The 20,312-nt window shown below is 72.9% G+C and carries 23 protein-coding genes; 16 read left to right on the top strand and 7 right to left on the bottom strand.

Annotation, left to right across the window (positions count from 1 at the left end; translation table 11 throughout):
• The first annotated feature begins 102 nt into the window (after positions 1-102).
• The 9 genes from ald to ABT360_RS15065 all read left to right on the top strand — a co-directional run bounded on the left by ald (position 103) and on the right by ABT360_RS15065 (position 8,791).
• The gene (gene ald, locus ABT360_RS15105; protein ID WP_351815256.1) at positions 103-1,218 is read left to right on the top strand and encodes an alanine dehydrogenase; all 1,116 of its coding nucleotides are present in this window, start codon (positions 103-105) and stop codon (positions 1,216-1,218) included.
• Positions 1,219-1,673: 455 nt separating this feature from the next.
• Positions 1,674-2,699, top strand: a complete 1,026-nt coding sequence (locus tag ABT360_RS15100) for a ParA family protein (RefSeq protein ID WP_351815198.1) — start codon at positions 1,674-1,676, stop codon at positions 2,697-2,699.
• Complete coding sequence (locus ABT360_RS15095; protein WP_351815195.1) at positions 2,684-3,190, top strand: hypothetical protein; 507 nt, start codon at positions 2,684-2,686, stop codon at positions 3,188-3,190. Before ABT360_RS15100 ends, ABT360_RS15095 begins: the two co-directional genes overlap by 16 nt.
• A gap of 50 nt (positions 3,191-3,240) precedes the next feature.
• Complete coding sequence (locus ABT360_RS15090) at positions 3,241-4,299, top strand: segregation and condensation protein A (protein WP_351815192.1); 1,059 nt, start codon at positions 3,241-3,243, stop codon at positions 4,297-4,299.
• Positions 4,299-4,901, top strand: coding sequence for an SMC-Scp complex subunit ScpB (gene scpB, locus ABT360_RS15085; RefSeq protein WP_351815189.1), 603 nt, complete (start codon positions 4,299-4,301; stop codon positions 4,899-4,901). Before ABT360_RS15090 ends, scpB begins: the two co-directional genes overlap by 1 nt.
• Positions 4,901-6,016, top strand: a complete 1,116-nt coding sequence (locus tag ABT360_RS15080) for a pseudouridine synthase (protein WP_351815186.1) — start codon at positions 4,901-4,903, stop codon at positions 6,014-6,016. The genes scpB and ABT360_RS15080 overlap by 1 nt, the downstream gene beginning before the upstream one ends.
• A gap of 252 nt (positions 6,017-6,268) precedes the next feature.
• Entirely contained in the window at positions 6,269-7,006 is a 738-nt protein-coding gene (locus ABT360_RS15075) for an NUDIX hydrolase (RefSeq protein ID WP_351815183.1), read from the top strand.
• On the top strand, positions 7,003-8,025 hold the full coding sequence (locus ABT360_RS15070) for an ADP-ribosylglycohydrolase family protein (RefSeq protein WP_351815180.1): 1,023 nt from the start codon (positions 7,003-7,005) through the stop codon (positions 8,023-8,025). Before ABT360_RS15075 ends, ABT360_RS15070 begins: the two co-directional genes overlap by 4 nt.
• A gap of 4 nt (positions 8,026-8,029) precedes the next feature.
• Positions 8,030-8,791 carry a nucleotidyltransferase domain-containing protein gene (locus ABT360_RS15065; RefSeq protein ID WP_351815177.1) on the top strand — a complete coding sequence of 254 codons (762 nt, stop codon included), beginning with the start codon at positions 8,030-8,032 and terminating at the stop codon, positions 8,789-8,791.
• Here ABT360_RS15065 and ABT360_RS15060 read toward each other — a convergent pair.
• The 3 genes from ABT360_RS15060 to ABT360_RS15050 are packed head-to-tail and all read right to left on the bottom strand — an operon-like array spanning position 8,717 to position 10,338.
• Positions 8,717-9,463: a nucleotidyltransferase domain-containing protein gene (locus ABT360_RS15060; protein WP_351815174.1), complete on the bottom strand. Its 747-nt coding sequence runs from the start codon at positions 9,461-9,463 to the stop codon at positions 8,717-8,719. The genes ABT360_RS15065 and ABT360_RS15060 overlap by 75 nt on opposite strands.
• A 10-nt stretch (positions 9,464-9,473) precedes the next feature.
• Positions 9,474-9,950 carry a Rieske (2Fe-2S) protein gene (locus ABT360_RS15055; protein ID WP_351815171.1) on the bottom strand — a complete coding sequence of 159 codons (477 nt, stop codon included), beginning with the start codon at positions 9,948-9,950 and terminating at the stop codon, positions 9,474-9,476.
• Positions 9,951-10,002: 52 nt separating this feature from the next.
• The gene (locus ABT360_RS15050; RefSeq protein ID WP_351815169.1) at positions 10,003-10,338 is read right to left on the bottom strand and encodes a DUF952 domain-containing protein; all 336 of its coding nucleotides are present in this window, start codon (positions 10,336-10,338) and stop codon (positions 10,003-10,005) included.
• A gap of 100 nt (positions 10,339-10,438) precedes the next feature.
• On the opposite strand from ABT360_RS15050, the gene aroH reads away from it, so the two are divergent.
• From aroH to der, 5 genes are all read left to right on the top strand, one after another.
• The gene (gene aroH / locus ABT360_RS15045) at positions 10,439-10,801 is read left to right on the top strand and encodes a chorismate mutase (RefSeq protein ID WP_351815166.1); all 363 of its coding nucleotides are present in this window, start codon (positions 10,439-10,441) and stop codon (positions 10,799-10,801) included.
• The gene (locus tag ABT360_RS15040; protein ID WP_351815163.1) at positions 10,798-11,883 is read left to right on the top strand and encodes a prephenate dehydrogenase; all 1,086 of its coding nucleotides are present in this window, start codon (positions 10,798-10,800) and stop codon (positions 11,881-11,883) included. Before aroH ends, ABT360_RS15040 begins: the two co-directional genes overlap by 4 nt.
• 153 nt (positions 11,884-12,036) lie before the next feature.
• Positions 12,037-12,699 carry a (d)CMP kinase gene (gene cmk, locus ABT360_RS15035; protein ID WP_351815253.1) on the top strand — a complete coding sequence of 221 codons (663 nt, stop codon included), beginning with the start codon at positions 12,037-12,039 and terminating at the stop codon, positions 12,697-12,699.
• On the top strand, positions 12,696-13,340 hold the full coding sequence (locus tag ABT360_RS15030; RefSeq protein ID WP_351815160.1) for a lysophospholipid acyltransferase family protein: 645 nt from the start codon (positions 12,696-12,698) through the stop codon (positions 13,338-13,340). The genes cmk and ABT360_RS15030 overlap by 4 nt, the downstream gene beginning before the upstream one ends.
• Positions 13,341-13,409: 69 nt before the next feature.
• Entirely contained in the window at positions 13,410-14,858 is a 1,449-nt protein-coding gene (der, locus tag ABT360_RS15025; protein ID WP_084897670.1) for a ribosome biogenesis GTPase Der, read from the top strand.
• Positions 14,859-14,923: 65 nt separating this feature from the next.
• Here the strand turns inward: der and ABT360_RS15020 are convergent, their stop codons facing one another.
• Positions 14,924-15,259 carry a hypothetical protein gene (locus ABT360_RS15020; protein WP_351815156.1) on the bottom strand — a complete coding sequence of 112 codons (336 nt, stop codon included), beginning with the start codon at positions 15,257-15,259 and terminating at the stop codon, positions 14,924-14,926.
• 146 nt (positions 15,260-15,405) lie between these two features.
• Positions 15,406-16,203, bottom strand: coding sequence for a hypothetical protein (locus tag ABT360_RS15015; RefSeq protein ID WP_351815155.1), 798 nt, complete (start codon positions 16,201-16,203; stop codon positions 15,406-15,408).
• Positions 16,204-16,257: 54 nt separating this feature from the next.
• Between ABT360_RS15015 and ABT360_RS15010 the strand changes: the two genes are divergently transcribed.
• Positions 16,258-16,386, top strand: a complete 129-nt coding sequence (locus ABT360_RS15010) for a hypothetical protein (protein WP_351815152.1) — start codon at positions 16,258-16,260, stop codon at positions 16,384-16,386.
• 9 nt (positions 16,387-16,395) lie between these two features.
• Positions 16,396-17,013: a transglycosylase family protein gene (locus tag ABT360_RS15005; RefSeq protein ID WP_351815149.1), complete on the top strand. Its 618-nt coding sequence runs from the start codon at positions 16,396-16,398 to the stop codon at positions 17,011-17,013.
• Here ABT360_RS15005 and ABT360_RS15000 read toward each other — a convergent pair.
• Both ABT360_RS15000 and ABT360_RS14995 read right to left on the bottom strand, forming a co-directional pair.
• Positions 16,964-17,659 (bottom strand): ABC transporter ATP-binding protein, encoded by a 696-nt coding sequence (locus ABT360_RS15000; protein ID WP_351815147.1) that lies wholly within the window; start codon positions 17,657-17,659, stop codon positions 16,964-16,966. The genes ABT360_RS15005 and ABT360_RS15000 overlap by 50 nt on opposite strands.
• Positions 17,656-20,307 (bottom strand): ABC transporter permease subunit, encoded by a 2,652-nt coding sequence (locus tag ABT360_RS14995; RefSeq protein WP_351815144.1) that lies wholly within the window; start codon positions 20,305-20,307, stop codon positions 17,656-17,658. The genes ABT360_RS15000 and ABT360_RS14995 overlap by 4 nt, the downstream gene beginning before the upstream one ends.
• Positions 20,308-20,312 lie beyond the last annotated feature (5 nt).

Raw genomic sequence — 20,312 nt, 5'->3', positions numbered from 1 at the left:
TGGGTGAGCCGCGATTGACCGCGGTGTATCCCGGTGCGTCCTGTGCATCCGGGTATGTATTGCATTGCCCCCGTACCCCCAGAGCCAAGGACCGTGATCGACGTGAAGGTCGGCATCCCCCGCGAGGTCAAGAACAACGAGTTCCGGGTGGCCATCACCCCCGCCGGTGTGCACGAGCTCGTGCGCAACGGGCACCAGGTCTTCGTCGAGCAGAACGCCGGTGTCGGCTCCTCGATCACGGACGACGAGTACGTCGCCGCCGGCGCGCAGATCCTGCCCACCGCCGACGAGGTGTGGGCCACCGCGGACCTGCTGCTCAAGGTCAAGGAGCCCATCGCGGAGGAGTACCACCGCCTCCGCAAGGACCAGACCCTCTTCACCTACCTGCACCTCGCCGCCTCCCGCGAGTGCACGGACGCCCTGATCGAGTCCGGCACCACCGCCATCGCGTACGAGACGGTCGAGACCGCCAACCGCGCCCTGCCGCTGCTCGCCCCGATGTCCGAGGTCGCGGGCCGCCTCGCCCCGCAGGTCGGCGCGTACCACCTGATGCGCGCCGCCGGCGGCCGCGGTGTCCTGCCGGGCGGCGTCCCGGGCGTGATCCCGGCCAAGGCCGTCGTCATCGGTGGCGGTGTATCCGGCTGGAACGCCACCCAGATCGCCGTGGGCATGGGCTTCGAGGTGACCCTGCTCGACCGCGACATCAACAAGCTCCGCGAGGCCGACAAGATCTTCGGCACGAAGGTCAAGGCCGTCATGTCCAACTCCTTCGAGCTGGAGAAGGCCGTCCTCGACGCCGACCTCGTCATCGGTGCCGTCCTCATCCCGGGCGCCAAGGCCCCGAAGCTGGTCACCAACGAGCTCGTCTCCCGGATGAAGCCCGGAAGTGTCCTTGTCGACATCGCGATCGACCAGGGTGGCTGCTTCGAGGACTCCCGTCCGACCACACACGCCGAGCCGACCTTCAACGTCCACGAGTCGGTCTTCTACTGCGTCGCCAACATGCCGGGCGCGGTGCCCAACACCTCCACCTACGCGCTGACCAACGCCACGCTGCCCTACATCGTGTCGCTGGCCAACAACGGCTGGGTCGAGGCGCTGCGCCGCGACGCCGCGCTCGCCAAGGGCCTCAACACCCATGACGGCAAGGTCGTCTACAAGGAGGTCGCCGAGGCCCACGGCCTGGAGCACGTCGAGCTGAGCTCGCTCATCGGCTGACCCACCGGCTGACCGTCAACGGTTGCCGTCAACCTCACACATCCGGCCGGACCTCGTACGACGAGGTCCGGCCGGACGTGTGTCCGCCGAGCCCCTGACCGTCGCTCAAGTCGTCTCGAACGTAACCCTTTAACCGTTTCGCACACCCGGGAAACGTGTCGATGGACGGCCGCGCGCCCTTGACACGGGACTGTTTCTTTGCCGACACATCGGCCTGCGTCCGGGCGATTGTGTTGCTGCGGAGCGGTGACACGCCATAGAGTCGCAAACCGTCGGCATGGTGCCACGCTGACCTATCGATAAGTTTCCTGGTCACATCCAAGGAGGTAAGACGACTTGTGAATGAGTCGACATTTACTCCTGGGGGTGGTCAGTCAGGAACGGTCGGCGATGCCGGCTCGGTCGCTGTCCGAACCTTCGCGGCCGGCCAGCAGCACAGGACGACAGCCCACACGATGAAGATGATGGACGGCCAACACGTGAACGCCATGGCCGGCAACGAGAGTGGCCGAGAGTCCACCCACTTCGCCGCCTACGAGGAAGTCCCCGAGGGGCACTTCTACGACCCTGACGCCGAGTACGAGCCCGATCCGGAGTACGCGGCCACCCTCGCCCCCGACGCTGCCCGCCAGCGCCGTGAGCGGATCGGCCCCACCGGACGGCCCCTGCCGTACTTCCCGATCCCGGGACCCCTGACCGACCACGGTCCCGCGAAGATCATCGCGATGTGCAACCAGAAGGGCGGCGTGGGCAAGACGACGTCGACCATCAACCTGGGCGCCGCGCTCGCGGAGTACGGACGACGGGTGCTGCTCGTCGACTTCGACCCGCAGGGAGCCCTGTCGGTCGGCCTCGGCGTGAACCCGATGGAGCTCGACCTCACCGTCTACAACCTGCTCATGGAGCGGGGCATGTCGGCGGACGAGGTCCTGCTGAAGACCGCCGTGCCCAACATGGACCTGCTGCCCAGCAATATCGATTTGTCAGCCGCTGAAGTGCAGTTGGTCAGCGAGGTCGCGCGCGAGTCCACGCTGCAGCGGGCACTCAAGCCGCTGCTGAACGACTACGACTACATCGTGATCGACTGTCAGCCCTCGCTCGGTCTGCTGACCGTGAACGCGCTGACCGCCGCTCACAAGGTGATAGTGCCGCTGGAGTGCGAGTTCTTCGCGCTGCGTGGCGTCGCGCTGCTCACCGAGACCATCGAGAAGGTCCAGGAGCGGCTCAACCCGGAGCTGGAGCTCGACGGCATCCTCGCCACGATGTACGACTCGCGCACGGTGCACAGCCGTGAGGTGCTCGCCCGTGTCGTCGAGGCCTTCGACGACCACGTGTACCACACGGTGATCGGCCGGACCGTGCGCTTCCCGGAGACCACGGTCGCGGGTGAGCCGATCACCACGTACGCCTCGAACTCGGTCGGTGCCGCCGCCTACCGCCAGCTCGCCAGGGAGGTGCTCGCCCGGTGTCACGCCGAGTGAGTCTGCCCGGTGCCGACGAGTTGTTCCGTACGACAGGGGGCATGGCGCTGCAGTCGTCCACCCCGCGGCGGCAGAACGGCGAGCCGCGGGTGCCGGCGCCGGCGGGCGAGAGCGACCCGGCGGCGTCCGCCCCGGCCTCCGCGTCCGCCCCCGCCCCGGCTCCCGAGGAGCACGCGGCCGCCGAGGCGGACGCCGCGGAGCCCCGCAGCCGTGAGGCGGAGCCGCCCGCGAAGGCTGCCCCGGCCCGGCGCCGTGGCCGCTCGGCGAACCGGCGGCCCAGCGGGCGTGAACGGCACGACGAGAAGATCACGGTGTACGTCTCCGCCGAGGAACTCATGGACCTGGAGCACGCGCGCCTGGTCCTGCGCGGCGAGCACGGCCTGGCCGTCGACCGCGGGCGCATCGTCCGCGAGGCGGTCGCCGTGGTGCTGGCCGATCTGGAGTCGCGGGGCGACGCGAGCATCCTCGTGCGGCGCCTGCGCGGGCGCTGACGGTAGCCTGCGCGGGCCGCCGCCCGTTCTCGCTTCGCCCCAGGACCAGGATGCCCCCGACCGACGCTCCCACCCCCCGCCGCCGCGCCCTCGGCCGCGGCCCGGGGGTTTCCCGGCCGGAGGGCCCCCCTGCCGCGGCGCCTCCCGTTCCGGTGCCGGACGGCCCCGCCGCCCCGGACACCGCCCCCGAGCCGGCACCCTCCGGCGCGCCGGACGAAGCCCCCGAGCCGGCCGCCGCCGCCGTTCCGGAACCCGCTCCAGGGCCCGTCCCGGAGCCAGTCCCCGACCCCGGCCCGGCCGCGTCCGACGCGCCGGCCGCGGCCGGTGACGGCGGCGGGCGGTTCACCGTCCGGCTGGCGAACTTCGAGGGGCCGTTCGACCTGCTGCTCCAGCTGATCTCCAAACACAAGCTGGACGTCACCGAGGTCGCCCTGTCCAAGGTCACCGACGAGTTCATGGCGCACATCCGCGCCATGGGGCCCGACTGGGACCTGGACCAGACCACCGAGTTCCTCGTCGTCGCCGCGACGCTGCTCGACCTCAAGGCCGCCCGGCTGCTGCCCGCCGCCGAGGTGGAGGACGAGGCGGACCTCGCGCTGCTGGAGGCGCGGGACCTGCTGTTCGCGCGGCTGCTCCAGTACCGCGCGTACAAGCGGGTCGCCGAGATCTTCAGCGAGCGGCTGGAGAGTGAGGGGCGGCGTTATCCCCGTACGGTCGGGCTGGAGCCGCACCACGCCGAGCTGCTGCCCGACGTCGTCATCAGCATCGGCGCCGAGGGGTTCGCCAAGCTGGCGATCAAGGCCATGCAGCCCAAGGCCAAGCCACAGGTGTACGTCGAGCACATCCACGCCCCGCTGGTCAGTGTCCGCGAGCAGGCCGAGGTGGTCATGGCCCGGCTGCGGGAACGCGGCGAGGCCAGCTTCCGGGAGCTGGCCGAGGACGCCCCGGACACCCTCACCGTCGTCGCCCGCTTCCTGGCCCTGCTGGAGCTGTACCGGGAGAAGGCCGTCGCCCTGGACCAGGACGAGGCCCTGGGGGAGCTCACCGTGAGATGGACGGGCGGGGAGAGTATCGCCGTGACGGACGAGTTCGACCAGGAGGATTCGTGATGGAGCTGAAGCCGGCCCTGGAGGCGGTCCTCATGGTCGTCGACGAGCCGGCCACCGAGGAGCACCTCGCCAAGGTGCTGGAGCGTCCGCGCCGCGAGGTCGCCGACGCGCTGCGGGAGCTGGCCGACGAGTACGACGTACAGCGCCGGGGGTTCGAACTGCGGCTGGTCGCCGGGGGGTGGCGGTTCTACACCCGGGCCGAGTACGCACCGGCCGTCGAGAGCTTCGTCCTGGACGGCCAGCAGGCCCGGCTCACCCAGGCCGCGCTGGAGACCCTCGCGGTCGTCGCGTACCGCCAGCCGGTGAGCCGGTCGAGGGTCTCGGCAGTGCGCGGAGTGAACTGCGACGGGGTCATGCGCACCCTCCTCCAGAGGGGTCTGGTGGAGGAGGCGGGCGCGGAACCCGAAACAGGTGCGATCCTGTACAGGACGACGAACTACTTCCTGGAGCGGATGGGCCTTCGCGGCCTGGACGAGCTCCCCGAGCTCGCGCCCTTCCTCCCCGAGGCGGACGCGATCGAGGCCGAGACGCAGGAAGGGGTCCCGTCGTTCGATCCGGACGCTCCGGATTCCGAGCACGCAGACGACAAGACGGAACTTTGATGCGAAGCAGCAGCGGCAGGAACAGCAGCGGAAACAACGGCGGGAGCCGTGGTGGCAACAGCGGCGGCCGCGGCAGCAGCGGCGGCCGTGGCAATTACCGGGGTGCCGGTAACAGCCGCGACGACCGAAGCAAGGGCGCGAGCAACCCGCGCCGCCCCCGCCCCGAGGAGCGCAGCTACGACGTGGGCGCCCCCGGCGAGGCCGGCCCCAAGCGCGGGCGCGGCGCGGCGGCCCGTGGCGGCGCCAAGGGCGGCCCCCGCCAGTCACCCCAGCGCGGCGGCGGGCGTACGACCCCGGCACGCCCGCGTGAGCTCGACGCCCGGATCGAGGAGCGCAACCGCGAGCGGTACGCGAACAAGCCCGAGATCAAGACGCCCAAGACGTTCGGCGACCAGGAGGGCGAGCGGCTCCAGAAGGTGCTCGCCCGCGCCGGCATGGGCTCGCGACGCGCCTGCGAGGAGATGATCGACGCCGGCCGGGTCGAGGTCAACGGCAAGATCGTCATCGAGCAGGGCACGCGCGTCGACCCGGAGAAGGACGAGATCAAGGTCGACGGCCTGACCGTGGCGACCCAGTCGTACCTCTTCTTCGCGCTGAACAAGCCCGCCGGTGTGGTCTCCACGATGGAGGACCCGGACGGCCGCCAGTGCCTCGGCGACTACGTCACCAACCGTGAGACCCGGCTGTTCCACGTCGGGCGGCTCGACACCGAGACCGAGGGCATCATCCTGCTCACCAACCACGGTGAGCTGGCCCACCGCCTCACGCACCCCAAGTACGGCGTGAAGAAGACCTACCTGGCGGCCATCACGGGCCCGCTCCCGCGCGAGGTGGGCAAGCGGCTCAAGGAGGGCATCCAGCTGGAGGACGGCTATGCCCGCGCCGACCACTTCCGGGTGGTCGAGCAGACCGGCAAGAACTACCTGGTCGAGGTGCAGCTCCACGAGGGCCGCAAGCACATCGTGCGCCGGATGCTCGCCGAGGCGGGCTTCCCGGTCGAGAAGCTGGTGCGGACCGCGTTCGGTCCGATCCAGCTCGGCGACCAGAAGTCGGGCTGGCTGCGGCGTCTGACGAACACGGAGGTCGGCATGCTGATGAAGGAAGTCGGCCTGTAGGAGCCCATATCCGTACGAAAGCCCGTGGCCTGCGCAAGGCCGCGGGCTTTCGTGCTTGTGGGGAACCCTCGCCCGCCTTTATAGTCAAGGTGACTCTTAAGGGGGCGGTGTGCGCACCACCGAGAAGACCGTCTTCATCACCTCCGCCGCGTGCGGCCGGTGGACCTGGACCCACGGGGGTGGCTCAGGCTCCGACGCCCGCGCGGCGGGGGTGGTGAGGACCCGCACGGCACGTGGGGCGGAGGAGCCGGCATGACCACCGCCCGCCGCCCCGAGGGCTACGACCCGTACGCCTTCGAGCCCTTCGCCGTCACCGTCGACCTCGCCGTCTTCACGGTCCGCGACGAACGGCTCCAGGTGCTGCTCGTCGAACGCGGTCAGGAGCCCTACCAGGGCTGCTGGGCCCTGCCCGGGGGCTTCGTCCTGCCCCGCGAGTCCGCCGGACAGGCCGCCCGCCGCGAACTGGCGGAGGAGACCGGCCTGTCCGACACCACGGTCGCCCACCTCCACCTGGAGCAGCTGCGCACCTACAGCGAACCCGACCGCGACCCCCGGATGCGGGTCGTGTCGGTCGCGTACACCGCCCTCGTACCGGACCTGCCCGAGCCGCGCGGCGGCGGGGACGCGGCGCACGCCCAGTGGCTGCCCTACGGGTCGTACGGGCCCCTCGCCTTCGACCACGACACGATCCTCGCCGACGCGCACGAGCGCGTGGGCGCCAAGCTCGAGTACACCTGCCTGGCCACCGCCTTCTGCCCGCCCGAGTTCACCCTCGGCGAGCTGCGCCAGGTGTACGAGACGGTGTGGGGCGTCGAACTCGACCGCCCCAACTTCCGGCGCAAGGTCCTCACCACACCCGGCTTCGTCCAGGCCGTGGAAGGACCGCCGCGCCTCACCGGCGGACGGGGGAAACCGGCCGCTCTCTACCGGGCGGGGCAGGCCACGTCCCTGCACCCGCCACTGCTGCGACCGGAAGGAAGGCAGGAATGATCACCGCCAGGACCACCACCAAGCAGGCGGCCACCGGCTCGCTCATCGGGCTCGCACTCGGCGACGCGCTGGGCTTCCCGACCGAGTTCAACGACGTGCCGTCCATCCTCGCGAAATGCGGCCCGTGGCGGGAGATGGCCCTGGCCAGGCCCGCCATCGTCACCGACGACACCCAGATGACCCTCGCGGTCGCCCGTGCCGTGCGCACGGCCCTCGCTCGCGGCGTGCTCGCCCCGCAGCGGCTGGTCCGCCCGCTGCGCGACGAGTTCGTCGACTGGTACCACTCGCCGGAGAACAACCGGGCGCCCGGCCGCACCTGCCTGGTCGCCTGCCAGAAGCTCGACGGCGACCGGCCCTGGCAGCAGGCCAGCCAGATCGGCTCCAAGGGCTGCGGCGCCAACATGCGGGTCGCGCCGATCGGGCTCGTCCCCGGACTCAGCCAGGAACAGCGGGCCGGCGCCGCCCAGCTCCAGGCCGCCCTCACCCACGGCCACCCCACCGCGCTGGCCGCCTCCGACCTCACCGCCCGGGCCGTGCACCTGCTGTCGCAGGGCGCCGAGCCGCTCGGCCTGGTCGGGCAGCTGCGCTCGTACGCGTACGAGAACCGCTCCCGGTACCGCGAGCAGTGGCTCGGCGACCTGTGGACGTACTCCCACGACCGGACGCCGCAGGCGTTCATCGAGCGCGGCTGGGACGAGTGCCTCGACGCCCTCAAGATCCTCGAGTCCGCGCTGCGCACGGCCGACCCGGAGACCGATCCGTGCCTGCTGACGGGCGAGGGCTGGATCGCCGAGGAGGCGCTGACCACCGCGCTGCTCTGCTTCCTGCAGTTCCCGGAGGAGCCGCTCACCGCCCTGCGCCGCGCCGCCTGCACCAAGGGCGACTCCGACTCCATCGCCTGCCTCACCGGAGCCTTCGCCGGGGCCCATCTGGGGGCCGGGGCGTGGCCGAGGGAGTGGGCGGACCGCATCGAGTACGGCAGCGAGCTGCTGACGCTGGGGGCGCTCTGGGACGCTTAGGCCCATGACCGAACTCCTGGCCCTTCCCGACCTGGCCTCCGTCGTCGCCGAGCAGCCCGACCGGCTGCTGTTCGCCACCGTCTCCGGCGCCCACCTGTACGGCTTCCCGTCCCGCGACTCGGACGTGGACGTACGAGGCGTGCACCTGCTGCCGGTGGACGCGCTGATCGGGCTGCGCGAGCCGGAGGAGACCCGCTCCCGCATGTGGGAGCGGGACGGGGTCGAGATGGACCTGGTCACGCACGACCTGCGCAAGTTCGTACGGCTGATGCTCCGGCGCAACGGATACGTCCTGGAACAGCTGCTGTCCCCGTTGGTCGCCCACACCACCGACGCACATACGGAGCTGGCCGACCTCGCGCCCGGTGTGCTCACCACCCACCACGCCCACCACTACCGTGGGTTCGCCGCCACCCAGTGGCGGCTCTTCGAGAAGAGCGGCGAGCTCAAGCCGCTGCTCTACACCTTCCGGGTCCTCCTCACCGGCATCCACCTGATGCGTACGGGAGAAGTGGTGGCCCACCTGCCGACCCTGCTCGGGTCGGTGCCGGCGCCCGAGTACGTGGCCGAGCTCATCGCGGCCAAGGCGGACGCCGAGCACGGGGCGGCCACCGGGGTGGACACCGAGCGGGTGCGGGCCGACGTCGAGGCGCTGCACACCGTCCTCGACGAGGCACAGGCCGCGTCGGCGCTACCGGACGCCCCGGCCCCCGCCACGTACGACGCCCTGAACGACTTCGTCGTACGGGCCCGCCTGGAGGGCTGACGCCCGGCGCGTACGGAACAGGAAGTCCTCGACCGCCCGCCGGTCCGGCTCCGGCGGGAGCGGCGAGCGGGGAGCCGCCTCGTCGGCCTCGTAGGCGAGGCGGGCCATCCACGACTCGACCTCCGGCCACGTCACCGCGCCCCGCTTGACCGCCAGCAGCCGCTCCCGGTCGTCGCCCACGTCGATCACCAGCTCGCCGGTGCGCAGCAGGTCGCGGCAGCTCGCCAGCAGCCGCAGCAGGTGCATGGCGTGCTTCCAGCGGGGAGCGCCGTACTGGCGGACGTCCGCGTCGAGCTTCTTGCGCTGACCGGTCGCGTACCGGACGAAGGTCTGGTGGGCCCGGCGGGAGAGGAACGCGGAGCGCAGGGCCAGCAGTTCGCGGCCGGTGTCGTCGACGCGCTCGACGATCGGGGAGTGCAGGCACTCCAGGATGTTGGGGTTGGCGCGCAGGGCCAGCTCGCAGAACCGCTCCAGCTCCCAGCTGAACTGCTCGTCCGCCGGGCCCTCTATGTGGGTGGGGGGCTTGTCGAAACGCCACTGGAGCGGGGTGGGGGCCAGGAACACACCACGCCGGTCGGTGTCGCTGCCGTCCGTGGCCAGCCCGAAGGCGCGCGAACCCATGACACAGGAGTAGACGGTGTGGTCGCGCACCAGTTCATCGGGGGTCGGCATGCGCCAGAGACTATGTCAGGCGGATGCTGTCCCCCTCCACGGTGATCTGCTCGGCAGGCAGCGGCCGGGTCGCCGGGCCCCGGGCGACCGAGCCGTCCGCGATACGGAACCGGCTGCCGTGGCAGGCGCAGTTGATCGTGCCGTCCTCCACCGTCGCGACGATGCAGCCCTGGTGGGTGCAGACCGCGGAGAACGCCTTGAACTCGCCCTCCTGCGGCTGCGTCACCACGACCTTCCGCTCCTTGAGGATCCGGCCTCCGCCGGAGGGGACGTCGGCCGTCCGGGCCAGCTCGCCGTCCGGCGGCTCCACCGTCGGACTGGGGCTCGGGCTGGGGCTGGAGGGAGGCGTGGGGCCGGCTGGGGACGTGGGACCGACGGTGGCCGCCGGGGCGTCGCCTCCGTCGTCACCGCAGCCGGCCGCGCACACGACGGTGGCGGTGGCGGCGGCCCTGAGGACGGTACGGCGGGGGGTGGGGGGTGGACTCATGGGGGGCATCCTGGCCCCGCAGAGCCCCGGGGCGAAGCACCCGCGCGGACGCTTACGCCCAGGGGGCGAGCCCCGTGACACGGCCGGCCGCATCGCGGCGGATCTCCCGCACGCCCGTCACGGCGGCGCGGTCGACCGGACCGTACACATGCGGGAAGAGCCGGTCGCCCGTGCCCTCCCGGCGGACCTCCGCGGTCAGCAGCGCCTCGTCGAGCGTCAGCAGCAGCAGCGGGCCCGGCACGTCCCGGTAATGGGCGCCGGCGACGGCCAGCGCCGTCTCCTCGTCGCCCGAGCAGTGCACAAAACCCTCGCGGGCGAGGGAGGCCGGGCGGTACGGGTTCTCGGCACCGGCAGACCATTCCGGCTCCGGCACGACGTGAAGCAGCATGCCGACAGTTCTACATGCCGGACAGATCCGGCGCGGTTCCCCGGGCTGACTAGGCTGAACGACAGCACTCGCGTCGAGCGGCAAGGTGAAGGAGCGGGACGTGGCGGTACGAGCGGTCCGAGGGGCCGTCCAGCTGGAGCGGGACGACGCCGGACACATGCGGGACCAGGTCGGCGAGCTGCTCACCGCCGTACTGGAGCGCAACAGCCTGGCCCCCGACGACCTCATCAGCATCTGGTTCACCGCCACACCCGACCTGCACAGCGACTTCCCCGCCGTGGCGGCGCGCGAGCTGGGCATCGTGGACGTACCGCTGATCTGCGCGCAGGAGCTGGACATCGCCGGTGCGATGCCGCGCGTCGTGCGCCTGCTCGCCCATGTCGAGACCGACCTGCCCAAATCCGCCGTCGCGCACGTCTACCTCGGCGCCGCGGCCGCCCTCCGCAAGGACATCGCCCAGTGAGAACCGCCGTCGTCATCGGAACCGGGCTGATCGGCACCTCGGCCGCCCTCGCGCTCACCGGGCGCGGTGTCACCGTCCACCTCGTCGACCACGACCCCTCCCGGGCCCGTACCGCCGCCGCACGCGGCGCGGGCACCGAGGAGCCGCCCGAGGGCCCCGTCGACCTGGCGATCGTCGCGGTGCCGCCGGCGTACGTCGCCACCACCCTCGCCGACGCCATGCGCGGCGGTATCGCCCGTGGCTACCTGGACGTGGCCAGCGTCAAGGGCGGGCCCAAGCGGGAGCTGGAGGCGATGGGCCTCGACCTGTCCTCGTACATCGGTACGCACCCGATGTCCGGCAAGGAGCGCTCCGGTCCGCTGGCCGCGACGGCCGACCTGTTCGAGGGCCGCCCGTGGGTGCTGACCCCGACCCGGGACACCCACACCGAGGTGCTCAACCTCGCCCTGGAGGTGGTCGCGCTGTGCCGGGCGGTGCCGGTCGTCATGGACGCCGACGCCCACGACCGGGCGGTCGCGCTGGTCTCGCACACCCCGCAGCTGGTGTCGTCGATGGTCGCCGCGCGGCTGGCGGAGGCGGACGAGACGGCGGTACGGCTCTGCGGGCAGGGCATCCGCGACGTCACCCGCATCGCGGCCTCGGACCCGCGCATGTGGGTCGAGATCCTGTCGGCCAACCCCGGACCGGTCGCGGACGTCCTCGCCGGGGTGGCCGCGGACCTCGACGAGACGGTCCAGGCCCTGCGGTCCCTGCAGTCCGCCGACGAGGACAAGCGCCGCGACGGCGCCACGGGCGTCGAGGACGTCCTGCGCCGCGGCAACGCCGGCCGCGCCCGCGTCCCCGGCAAGCACGGCGGCGGCCCGGTCGCCTACGAAACGGTCGCCGTCCTGCTCAGCGACCAGCCGGGCGAGCTCGCCCGCATCTTCGCGGACGCGGGCCGGGCGGGCGTCAACATCGAGGACGTCCGCATCGAACACGCCACGGGCCAGCAGGCGGGTCTCATCCAGCTCATGGTGGAGCCCGCCTCGGCCCCGGTGCTGGCCGCGGCACTCCGCGACAGGGGCTGGGCGCTGCGGCAGTAGGGGCGCCGGGGGCCGGCGGGGCGGCCGGGGGAGGGGTGTAGCCCGAATGGGTGCAAGGGGTGGCGGCAGCAGTCGGTAACCTTGTGCAGGGCCCCTTGGCAACCGGCCGGCCCACCCCCGCGTACCAGGAAGGTGTCCGACACCGTGGAATCCGTGATCGTCGCCATCGACGGCCCCTCCGGTACGGGCAAGTCGAGCACCTCCAAGGCGGTCGCCGCCAAGCTGGGGCTCAGCTACCTGGACACCGGCGCGCAGTACCGGGCGATCACCTGGTGGATGATCACCAACGGCGTGGACGTCGACGACGCCGACGCCGTGGCCTGCGCCGCGGGCAAGCCCGTCATCGTCTCCGGCACCGACCCGTCCCACCCGACGATCACCGTCGACGGTGTGGACGCCTCCGGCCCCATCCGTACGCAGGACGTCACCTCCAAGGTCAGCGCCGTCAGCGCCGTGCCCGAGGTGCGCGCCCTGATCACCGACCTCCAGCGGTCCATCGCCGCCAGTGCCGAGCAGGGCATCGTCGTGGAGGGCCGGGACATCGGGACCACCGTCCTGCCCGACGCCGACCTCAAGATCTTCCTGACCGCGTCGCCCGAGGCCCGCGCCGCCCGCCGCTCCGGCGAGCTCAAGGGAGCCGACGTCCACACCACCCGCGAGGCGCTCATCAAGCGGGACGCGGCCGACTCCAGCCGCAAGGCGTCCCCGCTCGCCAAGGCGGACGACGCCGTCGAGGTCGACACCACCGACCTCACCCTCCAGCAGGTCATCGAGTGCGTCGTCACGCTCATCGAGGAGAAGCGGGCCGCCAAGTGACCCCACCCTCCCGGAAGGGCGCCGCGGTCGGCCGGGGCATCGGCATCGGACTGATGTACGGGCTGTGGAAGCCCCGCGTCCTCGGCGCCTGGCGGGTCCCGGCCTCCGGCCCCGTGATCTTCGCCGTCAACCACGCGCACAACCTCGACGGCCCCATGCTGATGGGCACCGCGCCCCGGCCCGTGCACTTCCTGATCAAGAAGGAGGCCTTCAAGGGGCCTCTCGGGCCGTTCCTGGAAGGCATTGGGCAGGTGAAGGTGGACCGCGGCGCACCCGACCGCACCGCCATCACCGGAGCCCTGGAGGTGCTGGCCGACGGCGGTGTGCTGGGCATCTTCCCGGAGGGCACCCGAGGCGAGGGAAACTTCGCCTCGCTCCGGGCCGGCCTCGCCTACTTCGCCCTCCGCAGCGGCGCCCAGATCGTCCCCGTCGCCGTCCTGGGAAGCACCGACCGCCGTGGACGGTTGATAAAGGCGCTGCCCCCACTGCGCAGCCGTGTGGACGTCGTCTTCGGCGACGCCTTCCAAGCGGGGGACGGCTCCGGCCGCCGCACCCGCAAGACGCTGGACGACGCCACCGTACGCATCCAGGACCGGCTCACCGCCCACCTGGAAAACGCCAGGCGCCTCACCGGGCGCTGAGCGAGACTGAGTCTTGAGTAGCGGATCACCTGATCCGCCGATGACGATGATGAACGAGGAACGGACTTCATGAACGACCAGCACGACCACGGGGCACTCGGCGACACCGAGTACACGGAGTTCATGGAGCTCGCCGCCGAAGAGGGCTTCGACATCGAGGACGTCGAAGGCGCCATCGAGGAGGCCGGGCACGGCCCGCTCCCGGTCCTCGCCGTCGTCGGCCGGCCGAATGTCGGCAAGTCGACCCTGGTGAACCGCATCATCGGCCGCCGCGAGGCCGTCGTCGAGGACAAGCCCGGCGTCACCCGCGACCGCGTCACCTACGAGGCCGAGTGGGCCGGGCGCCGCTTCAAGGTCGTCGACACCGGCGGCTGGGAGCAGGACGTCCTCGGTATCGACGCCTCCGTCGCCGCCCAGGCCGAGTACGCCATCGAGGCCGCCGACGCGGTCGTCTTCGTCGTGGACGCCACCGTCGGCGCCACCGACACCGACGAGGCCGTCGTCAAGCTGCTGCGCCGGGCCGGCAAGCCCGTCGTCCTCGCCGCCAACAAGGTCGACGGCCCCTCCGCCGAGGCCGACGCCGCCATGCTCTGGTCGCTGGGCCTCGGCGAGCCGTTCCCCGTCTCCGCCCTCCACGGCCGCGGTACCGGCGACCTCCTCGACGAGGTCCTCAAGGCGCTGCCCGAGGCCCCCGAGCAGACCTTCGGCACCGCCGTCGGCGGCCCGCGCCGCATCGCGCTCATCGGCCGCCCGAACGTCGGCAAGTCGTCCCTGCTCAACAAGGTCGCGGGCGAGGAGCGCGTCGTCGTCAACGAGATGGCCGGCACCACCCGTGACCCGGTCGACGAGCTCATCGAACTCGGCGGCACCACCTGGAAGTTCGTCGACACCGCCGGTATCCGCAAGAAGGTCCACCTCCAGGAGGGCGCGGACTACTACGCCTCGCTGCGTACCGCCGCCGCCGTCGAGAAGGCGGAGGTGGCCGTCGTCCTGATCGACACCACCGAGTCCATCTCCGTGCAGGACCAGCGGATCATCACCATGGCCGTCGAGGCCGGACGCGCACTCGTCATCGCGTACAACAAGTGGGACGAGCTCGACGAGGAGCGCCGCTACTACCTGGAGCGCGAGATCGAGACGGAGATGCAGCAGGTGGCCTGGGCCCCGCGCGTCAACGTCTCCGCCCGCACCGGCCGCCACATGGACAGGCTCGTCCCGGCGATCGAGACCGCGCTGGCCGGCTGGGAGACCCGCGTCCCGACCGGACGGCTGAACGCCTTCCTCGGCGAGCTGGTCGCGGCCCACCCGCACCCCATCCGGGGCGGCAAGCAGCCGCGCATCCTGTTCGGTACGCAGGCGGGCACCAAGCCGCCGCGGTTCGTGCTGTTCGCCTCGGGCTTCCTGGAGCACGGCTACCGGCGGTTCGTCGAGCGCCGGCTGCGTGAGGAGTTCGGCTTCGAGGGCACGCCGATCCACATCTCCGTGCGGGTGCGCGAGAAGCGCGGCCGCAAGAAGTAGAGCGGCGGCAGATCATGACGGCGGGGCCGGAGCGAATCGTTCGCTCCGGCCCCGCCGTCGTCCGCTCACAAACCTCTGCGAGGCGCCGGTGGCAACGCCGCCGGGACGTGGTGATGCCCGGTGCCGCGGCGCACACCGACCTGCTGCCAGCTTCCCGTGTAGCCGCTGCCGTGCTGCGTCTGATACGAACCGCTGCCGCCCGACCCGAACGTACCGAACCCCCGGAAGTCGAGGTCCTCCTCGCCACTGCGGTCGCCCGGCAGCGTCCGGAACGACCTGAGGTACTCGGAGTACAGCGCGTCGTAGATCGGCGTGGCCGACGGGGCGGACAGTCCGTCCTGCGTGGAACGCATCGCGGGAATCTGCTGGTACGGCTGGCGGGAAGGCTCGTATGCGTGCACGTATGAGCCAACGACCTCACCGCTCTTCGGATGCGGCCCGGGGGAGGAAAACGCCGGTCGCGGCGCGGCCGGCGCACGCGCGGGCCGTACGGCGGGGCGTGCGGCCGGGTCCTCCACGGCCCGGCCCTCCGTGGCCCTGGAGTGCATCAGGTACCGGCCAGCGGCATCGCGGCCGCCACCAGCCGGCCGTTCGCCGCCGCCTTCTCCAGTGCGTCACGCAGCAGGTCCTCGCGCGGCTGCTGGCCGATGGAGCCGACCGGGGCCGCGAAGACCAGCACCGTGTGCGACTTGTTCGCCGCGGCGCGCCAGCCCTCGGTCACCTGGAGCGGCTGGTGGGCCTGCCACCAGGCGACGGGGCTGCCACCGCCCGTGCCCGGCTGGAGGATGGCGTGCAGCTGGCCCATGGCGAGCAGCACCGACCAGCCGGCGATCGGGCCCGGCCTCCGGTTCACGTCGCCGACCGGCTGGAAGCCCTGCTCCATCAGCAGCGGCAGGAACTCGTCGCCGCCGCCCGTCGAACCGGGACGGGCGATGGGCGCGGTCGGCTCGACGACGAGCGCCGGGTGCAGCTCGTTGTCGATCAGTACGAGGCCGCTGGTGACGCCCAGGACGGCCTGGTCACCGGCGGGCACGGGGGCCGCGGGGGCGGCGGGGGCCGCCTGCGCCTCCGTACCGGTGATGGACCGGACGGCGCCCTGGAGCTGCTCCTCGGCGACCTTGACGACCTGGGAGGGGATGCAGGTGGCGTGGGCGAACGCGAGGACGGCGGTCTCCTCGCCCACGAACAGGACGGTGCTGGTGCGCTCCTGCTCGGAGTCGCCCGGGGTGCGGCAGGAGGTGCAGTCGTAGCTGCCCGGGGCGTTCTCGCCGGCGAGTAGCCGGTCGGCTTCCTCGTCGCCGATCTCGGCGCGTACGTCCTCGCTGACGTCGAGCATGCGGGGCACGGGTGGCTCCTCGGACTCGTTGCGTGCGATGCCGGGCGGATCCCGGCTCGTCTCATGAAGAGTTCAACGGGTGATCTGCGGCCGGAGTCACGGGTCGGCTGCCGTCTCGGCGCGTCGGCCGACCGGGTGGGTCTCGCCGCAGCCCCGCGCGGCGGCGGCGAGGAGCGGCACGACGCCCCCTAGCGTGGGCCGATGCCGAAGATCCGCTTGTGGCCGGCCGTACTGCCCGCCGTGCTTCTGTCCGTGGCCGGAACGACGAGCGCGGGCGCGGCGCCGGACGCGCGCGGCGCCCACCCGCCACCGCCCGCGCCCGGCCCCGGGGCCCAGCCCTTGCCCGCCGCGGGCTGCGCCGGCGACCAGTGGCCGTGGGGCTGCGTCGCGGAGTGCGAGAGCGGCGGCCGCTGGAACCTGAACACCGGCAACGGCTTCTACGGCGGACTGCAGTTCAAGCAGTCCACCTGGGAGACGTACGGCGGCCTCACCCACGCCCGCCGCGCCGACCTGGCGACCCGGGCGCAGCAGATCTCGGTCGCCCAGGAGGTGCTGCGCTGGCACGGCTGGGCGGCCTGGCCCACCTGCTCCAAGAAGTACGGGCTCTCCGGCCGCGCCCATACCGTCCAGCACCACGACACCCTGACCTCGGTGGCGCGGCGGTTCAAGGTGCCGGGCGGCTGGAAGGCGCTGTACAAGGCCAACCGGAAGGTCGTCGGGGCCGACCCGAACCTGATCCGGCCGGGGAAGATGCTGTCCCTCCCGGGCCTCAAGCCCGCCCCGAAGGCGGCTTTTGTGTCGCCGGAGCGCGGGAAGTGAGCTCGGCCAGCTCGCCGCTGAAGGACAGGGTGCCGCGCCGCAGTTCATGAGCCAGGGTCCCGCGCGGGAGACCGGCCGGCGGGCGCTGCTCGGCCACCACGACCGCCGCGCCCCGTTCGCACAGGCCGCTCAGCAGCCGGTAGGTACGGGCCGCGACGGCGGGCGACATGCCGAGGGCCGGCTCGTCGACGAGGACGACGGGCGCGGGTGCGAGCAGGGCGCGGGAGAGCGCGAGCATCCGCTGCTCGCCGCCGGAGAGCGTGCCGGCGCGGCGGGCCAGCAGCGGACGGAGCTCGGGGTACGCGTCGATGGCGGGTGCGAAGTCCCGGGTCGGGGCGGCCAGCCCCAGGTTCTCGGCGACCGTGAGCGTGGCGTACACGGCACGCCGGTCCGGGACGAAGCACAGGCCGCGGCGCGCCCGGTGGTGGGCGTGCAGCCGCGTCACGTCGGCGTCCCGCCACAGGACGTGCCCGGCGCTGAGCGGCACCGTGCCGGCGAGGGCGCGCAGCACGGTCGTGCGCCCCGAGCCGTTGCGGCCGAGCAGCACGGTGACCGTGCCGGACGGGACGGGCAGGTCGACGCCGTGCAGGGCCTCCAGGGGGCCGTAACGCACGTGGGCGGCGCGCAGTGCGATCTCGACGCTCATGACACGATCCGCCCCGCCTCCATGACGTGGACGGTGTGCGCGATGTCCGCGACCAGGTCGAGGTCGTGCTCGACGACGAACACGGCCGTCCCGTCCGCGGCGAGCGCCTTGAGCACGCGGGCGAGGGCGGCGGTCTCGTCGGCGTCCAGCCCGGCGGCGGGCTCGTCGAGCAGGAGCGTGTGCGGCTGCCCCGCCAGGGCGCGGGCGACCTCGACGCGGCGGAGGGCGCCCGTGGACAGCCCCGCGGCGGGCAGGTGGCGGGTGCCGGTGAGGCCGAGGAGGCGCAGGGCCCGCTCGACCGCGTACGGATCGTCGCGTACGCGGCCCTGCTCGCCGCCGATGCGGACGTTCTCCTCGACGGTCAGGGACGGGAACACGGCCAGCTCCTGGAACGTCCGGGCGATCCCCATCCGGGTACGGGCGTGCGCGGGGCGCGCGGTGATGTCGGTCCGGTCCAGGCTGACCCGGCCGGAGGTGGGGCGGGTGGTGCCGGCCAGGCAGTGGAACAGGCTGCTCTTCCCGGCGCCGTTGGGCCCGACGAGGGCGGTGACCCTGCCGGGTTCGACGAGGAGGTCGACGCGGTCGAGGGCGGTGAAGCCGGCGTAGCGGAGGGTGAGGCGGTGGGCCGCGAGGCCGTGCGTGGGGGAGGGGTGCGGTGCGGGTGCGGTCGTGGTCCGGCGGGGATGCGTCCGGCGTCGGGGCGGGCCGGAGTCCCCACCCGCGCGGGTGGGGCGGCCGGGTGCGGGTCCCGCCGCGGGGGGCGGGGCGCCGTCGGCGGCCGTGGGTGGGGTTTCGTCTCCCGCCCGGCCGGAGCCACGCGCGTGTGCCGGGGGCCGCGGGTGGGGCGGAGGGGCCGTACGGAGCCAGGGGCGACCGGTGGACGGCAGCAGTGACGTCAGCGGGGGGACGCGGGCCGTGAAGGCGGCCAGGAGACCGATCACCGCGGCAGCCGCGCCACCGCGGGCGCCCGCGTCGAGGCCGACCAGGAGGGCCGCGGCCGCCAGCGGGGACAGCAGGCTGTCCGCGCCCAGGACCAGGACCGCGGCGAACCACAGCAGGCCGCGCACCGGGTCGTACGCCGCCGGGTCGAAGGCCTGGACACCCATGCCGAGCAGGCCGCCCCCGAGCGCCGCCAGGGCCGCGCCCGCCACGAACGCGACGACCTTCAGGGCCGGGACGGGCACGCCCGCCGCCTCCGCGCCCGCCTCGTGGTCGCGCAGCGCGGCCAGCGCCCGGCCCGTGCGGCCCCGGCGGAGGGCCGCCACGCACAGCAGGGCGCACGCCAGGACGGCGAGCTCCACCGCGTAGTACGCCCGGTCCGACACCAGGCCGGCCGGGCGGGACAGCGACAGTCCCGCCGTCGCGTACGGCTGGGCGAAGACGAACCGGCTCACCGCCACCCCCACCGCCAGCGTCGCCAGCGCCAGGGCCAGGCCGTGGCGGCGGATCGCCGGCCAGCCGGTCAGCAGGCCGAGCGGGGCGACCAGCACGACGGCCACCAGGAGAGCGGTGAGTTCCGGGAGCCGGGGCAGGCCCGGGAACCGGCCGGCCGCCAGCAGCGCCGTGAACAGGGCGCCCAGGCCCGCGTACGCCGCCTGCCCCAGCGAGATCTGGCCGCCCCGGCCGGTGACCACGACCAGGGACAGCAGGACGACGGCGAGCGCCGGGACCTGGACCGCCGTCTGGAGGTCGCCCCCGGCGAAGCCGAGCGGCAGCAGGAACAGCACCCCCGCCGCCACCCACAGCCCGGCGGGGACGCGCGCCCCCGCCGTCGAGGTGCGCGGCAGGGCGTCCCGAGCCCCCACACCCGGCAGCACCAGCGCGGCGACCAGCAGGGCGACGACGAACAGGTTCGTGGCGACCGCCTGGACCAGCGGGCCCGCCCAGCCCTCCGGGTGGAAGCGGGTCAGCTGAGCCTGGGCGACCCCGATGACCAGCGCCGTCGCCACCGCCACCGGCAGGCTCCGCATCCGGGCGGCCACCGCCACCGCGATCACCTCGACGACCAGCAGCGGCAGCCCGTACGGGTCGAGCCGTACGTACGGCGCCAGCAGCACACCCGTCAGCCCCGCCGTGAACGAGCCGAACGCCCAGCCCACCGCCGACACCCGGTCCGCGTCGATCCCGCCGAGCACCGCCAGCTCCCGGTTGTCCACCACCGCCCGCAACTGACGCCCCAGCCGGGTCCACCGGGTCACCGCCCCCACCGCGCCGCCCACCAGCAGCACCGCGGCCAGCTGCACCCAGGGGTCGTCGCCCAGCAGCACCGGCGCGTCCGCCCGCGCACCACCGCCCCACAGCAGCGCGGCACCCCCGACGAGCAGCACGAACACGCCGATCGAGGCCACCAGCGTCCGCGCCGGGTCCAGGTCGAGCACCGCCGCCGGCCGGAACACCGCCCGGTCCAGCACCAGCCCGATGCCGGGCGCCACCCCCAGCAGCGTCACGCACGCGGCGAGCGGCAGCGGCCAGCCCCACTCCACGACCAGGTGCCGCAGCACGTACGCGCAGACCATGGCGATCGCGCCGTGCGCGAGGTTCAGCACGCCCGTCGCCCGGTACGTGACGATCAGTCCGATCCCGGTGAGGGCGGCCGCGCTGCCCACCGCGAGCCCGGCCAGGACGAGTTCGTACGTCAGCGAGGACACCGGGG

It is taken from the genome of Streptomyces sp. NPDC000229, assembly GCF_040300825.1.
In the GTDB taxonomy this organism is placed as follows: domain Bacteria; phylum Actinomycetota; class Actinomycetes; order Streptomycetales; family Streptomycetaceae; genus Streptomyces.
This window is presented reverse-complemented; position numbering and strand designations above follow the sequence as displayed.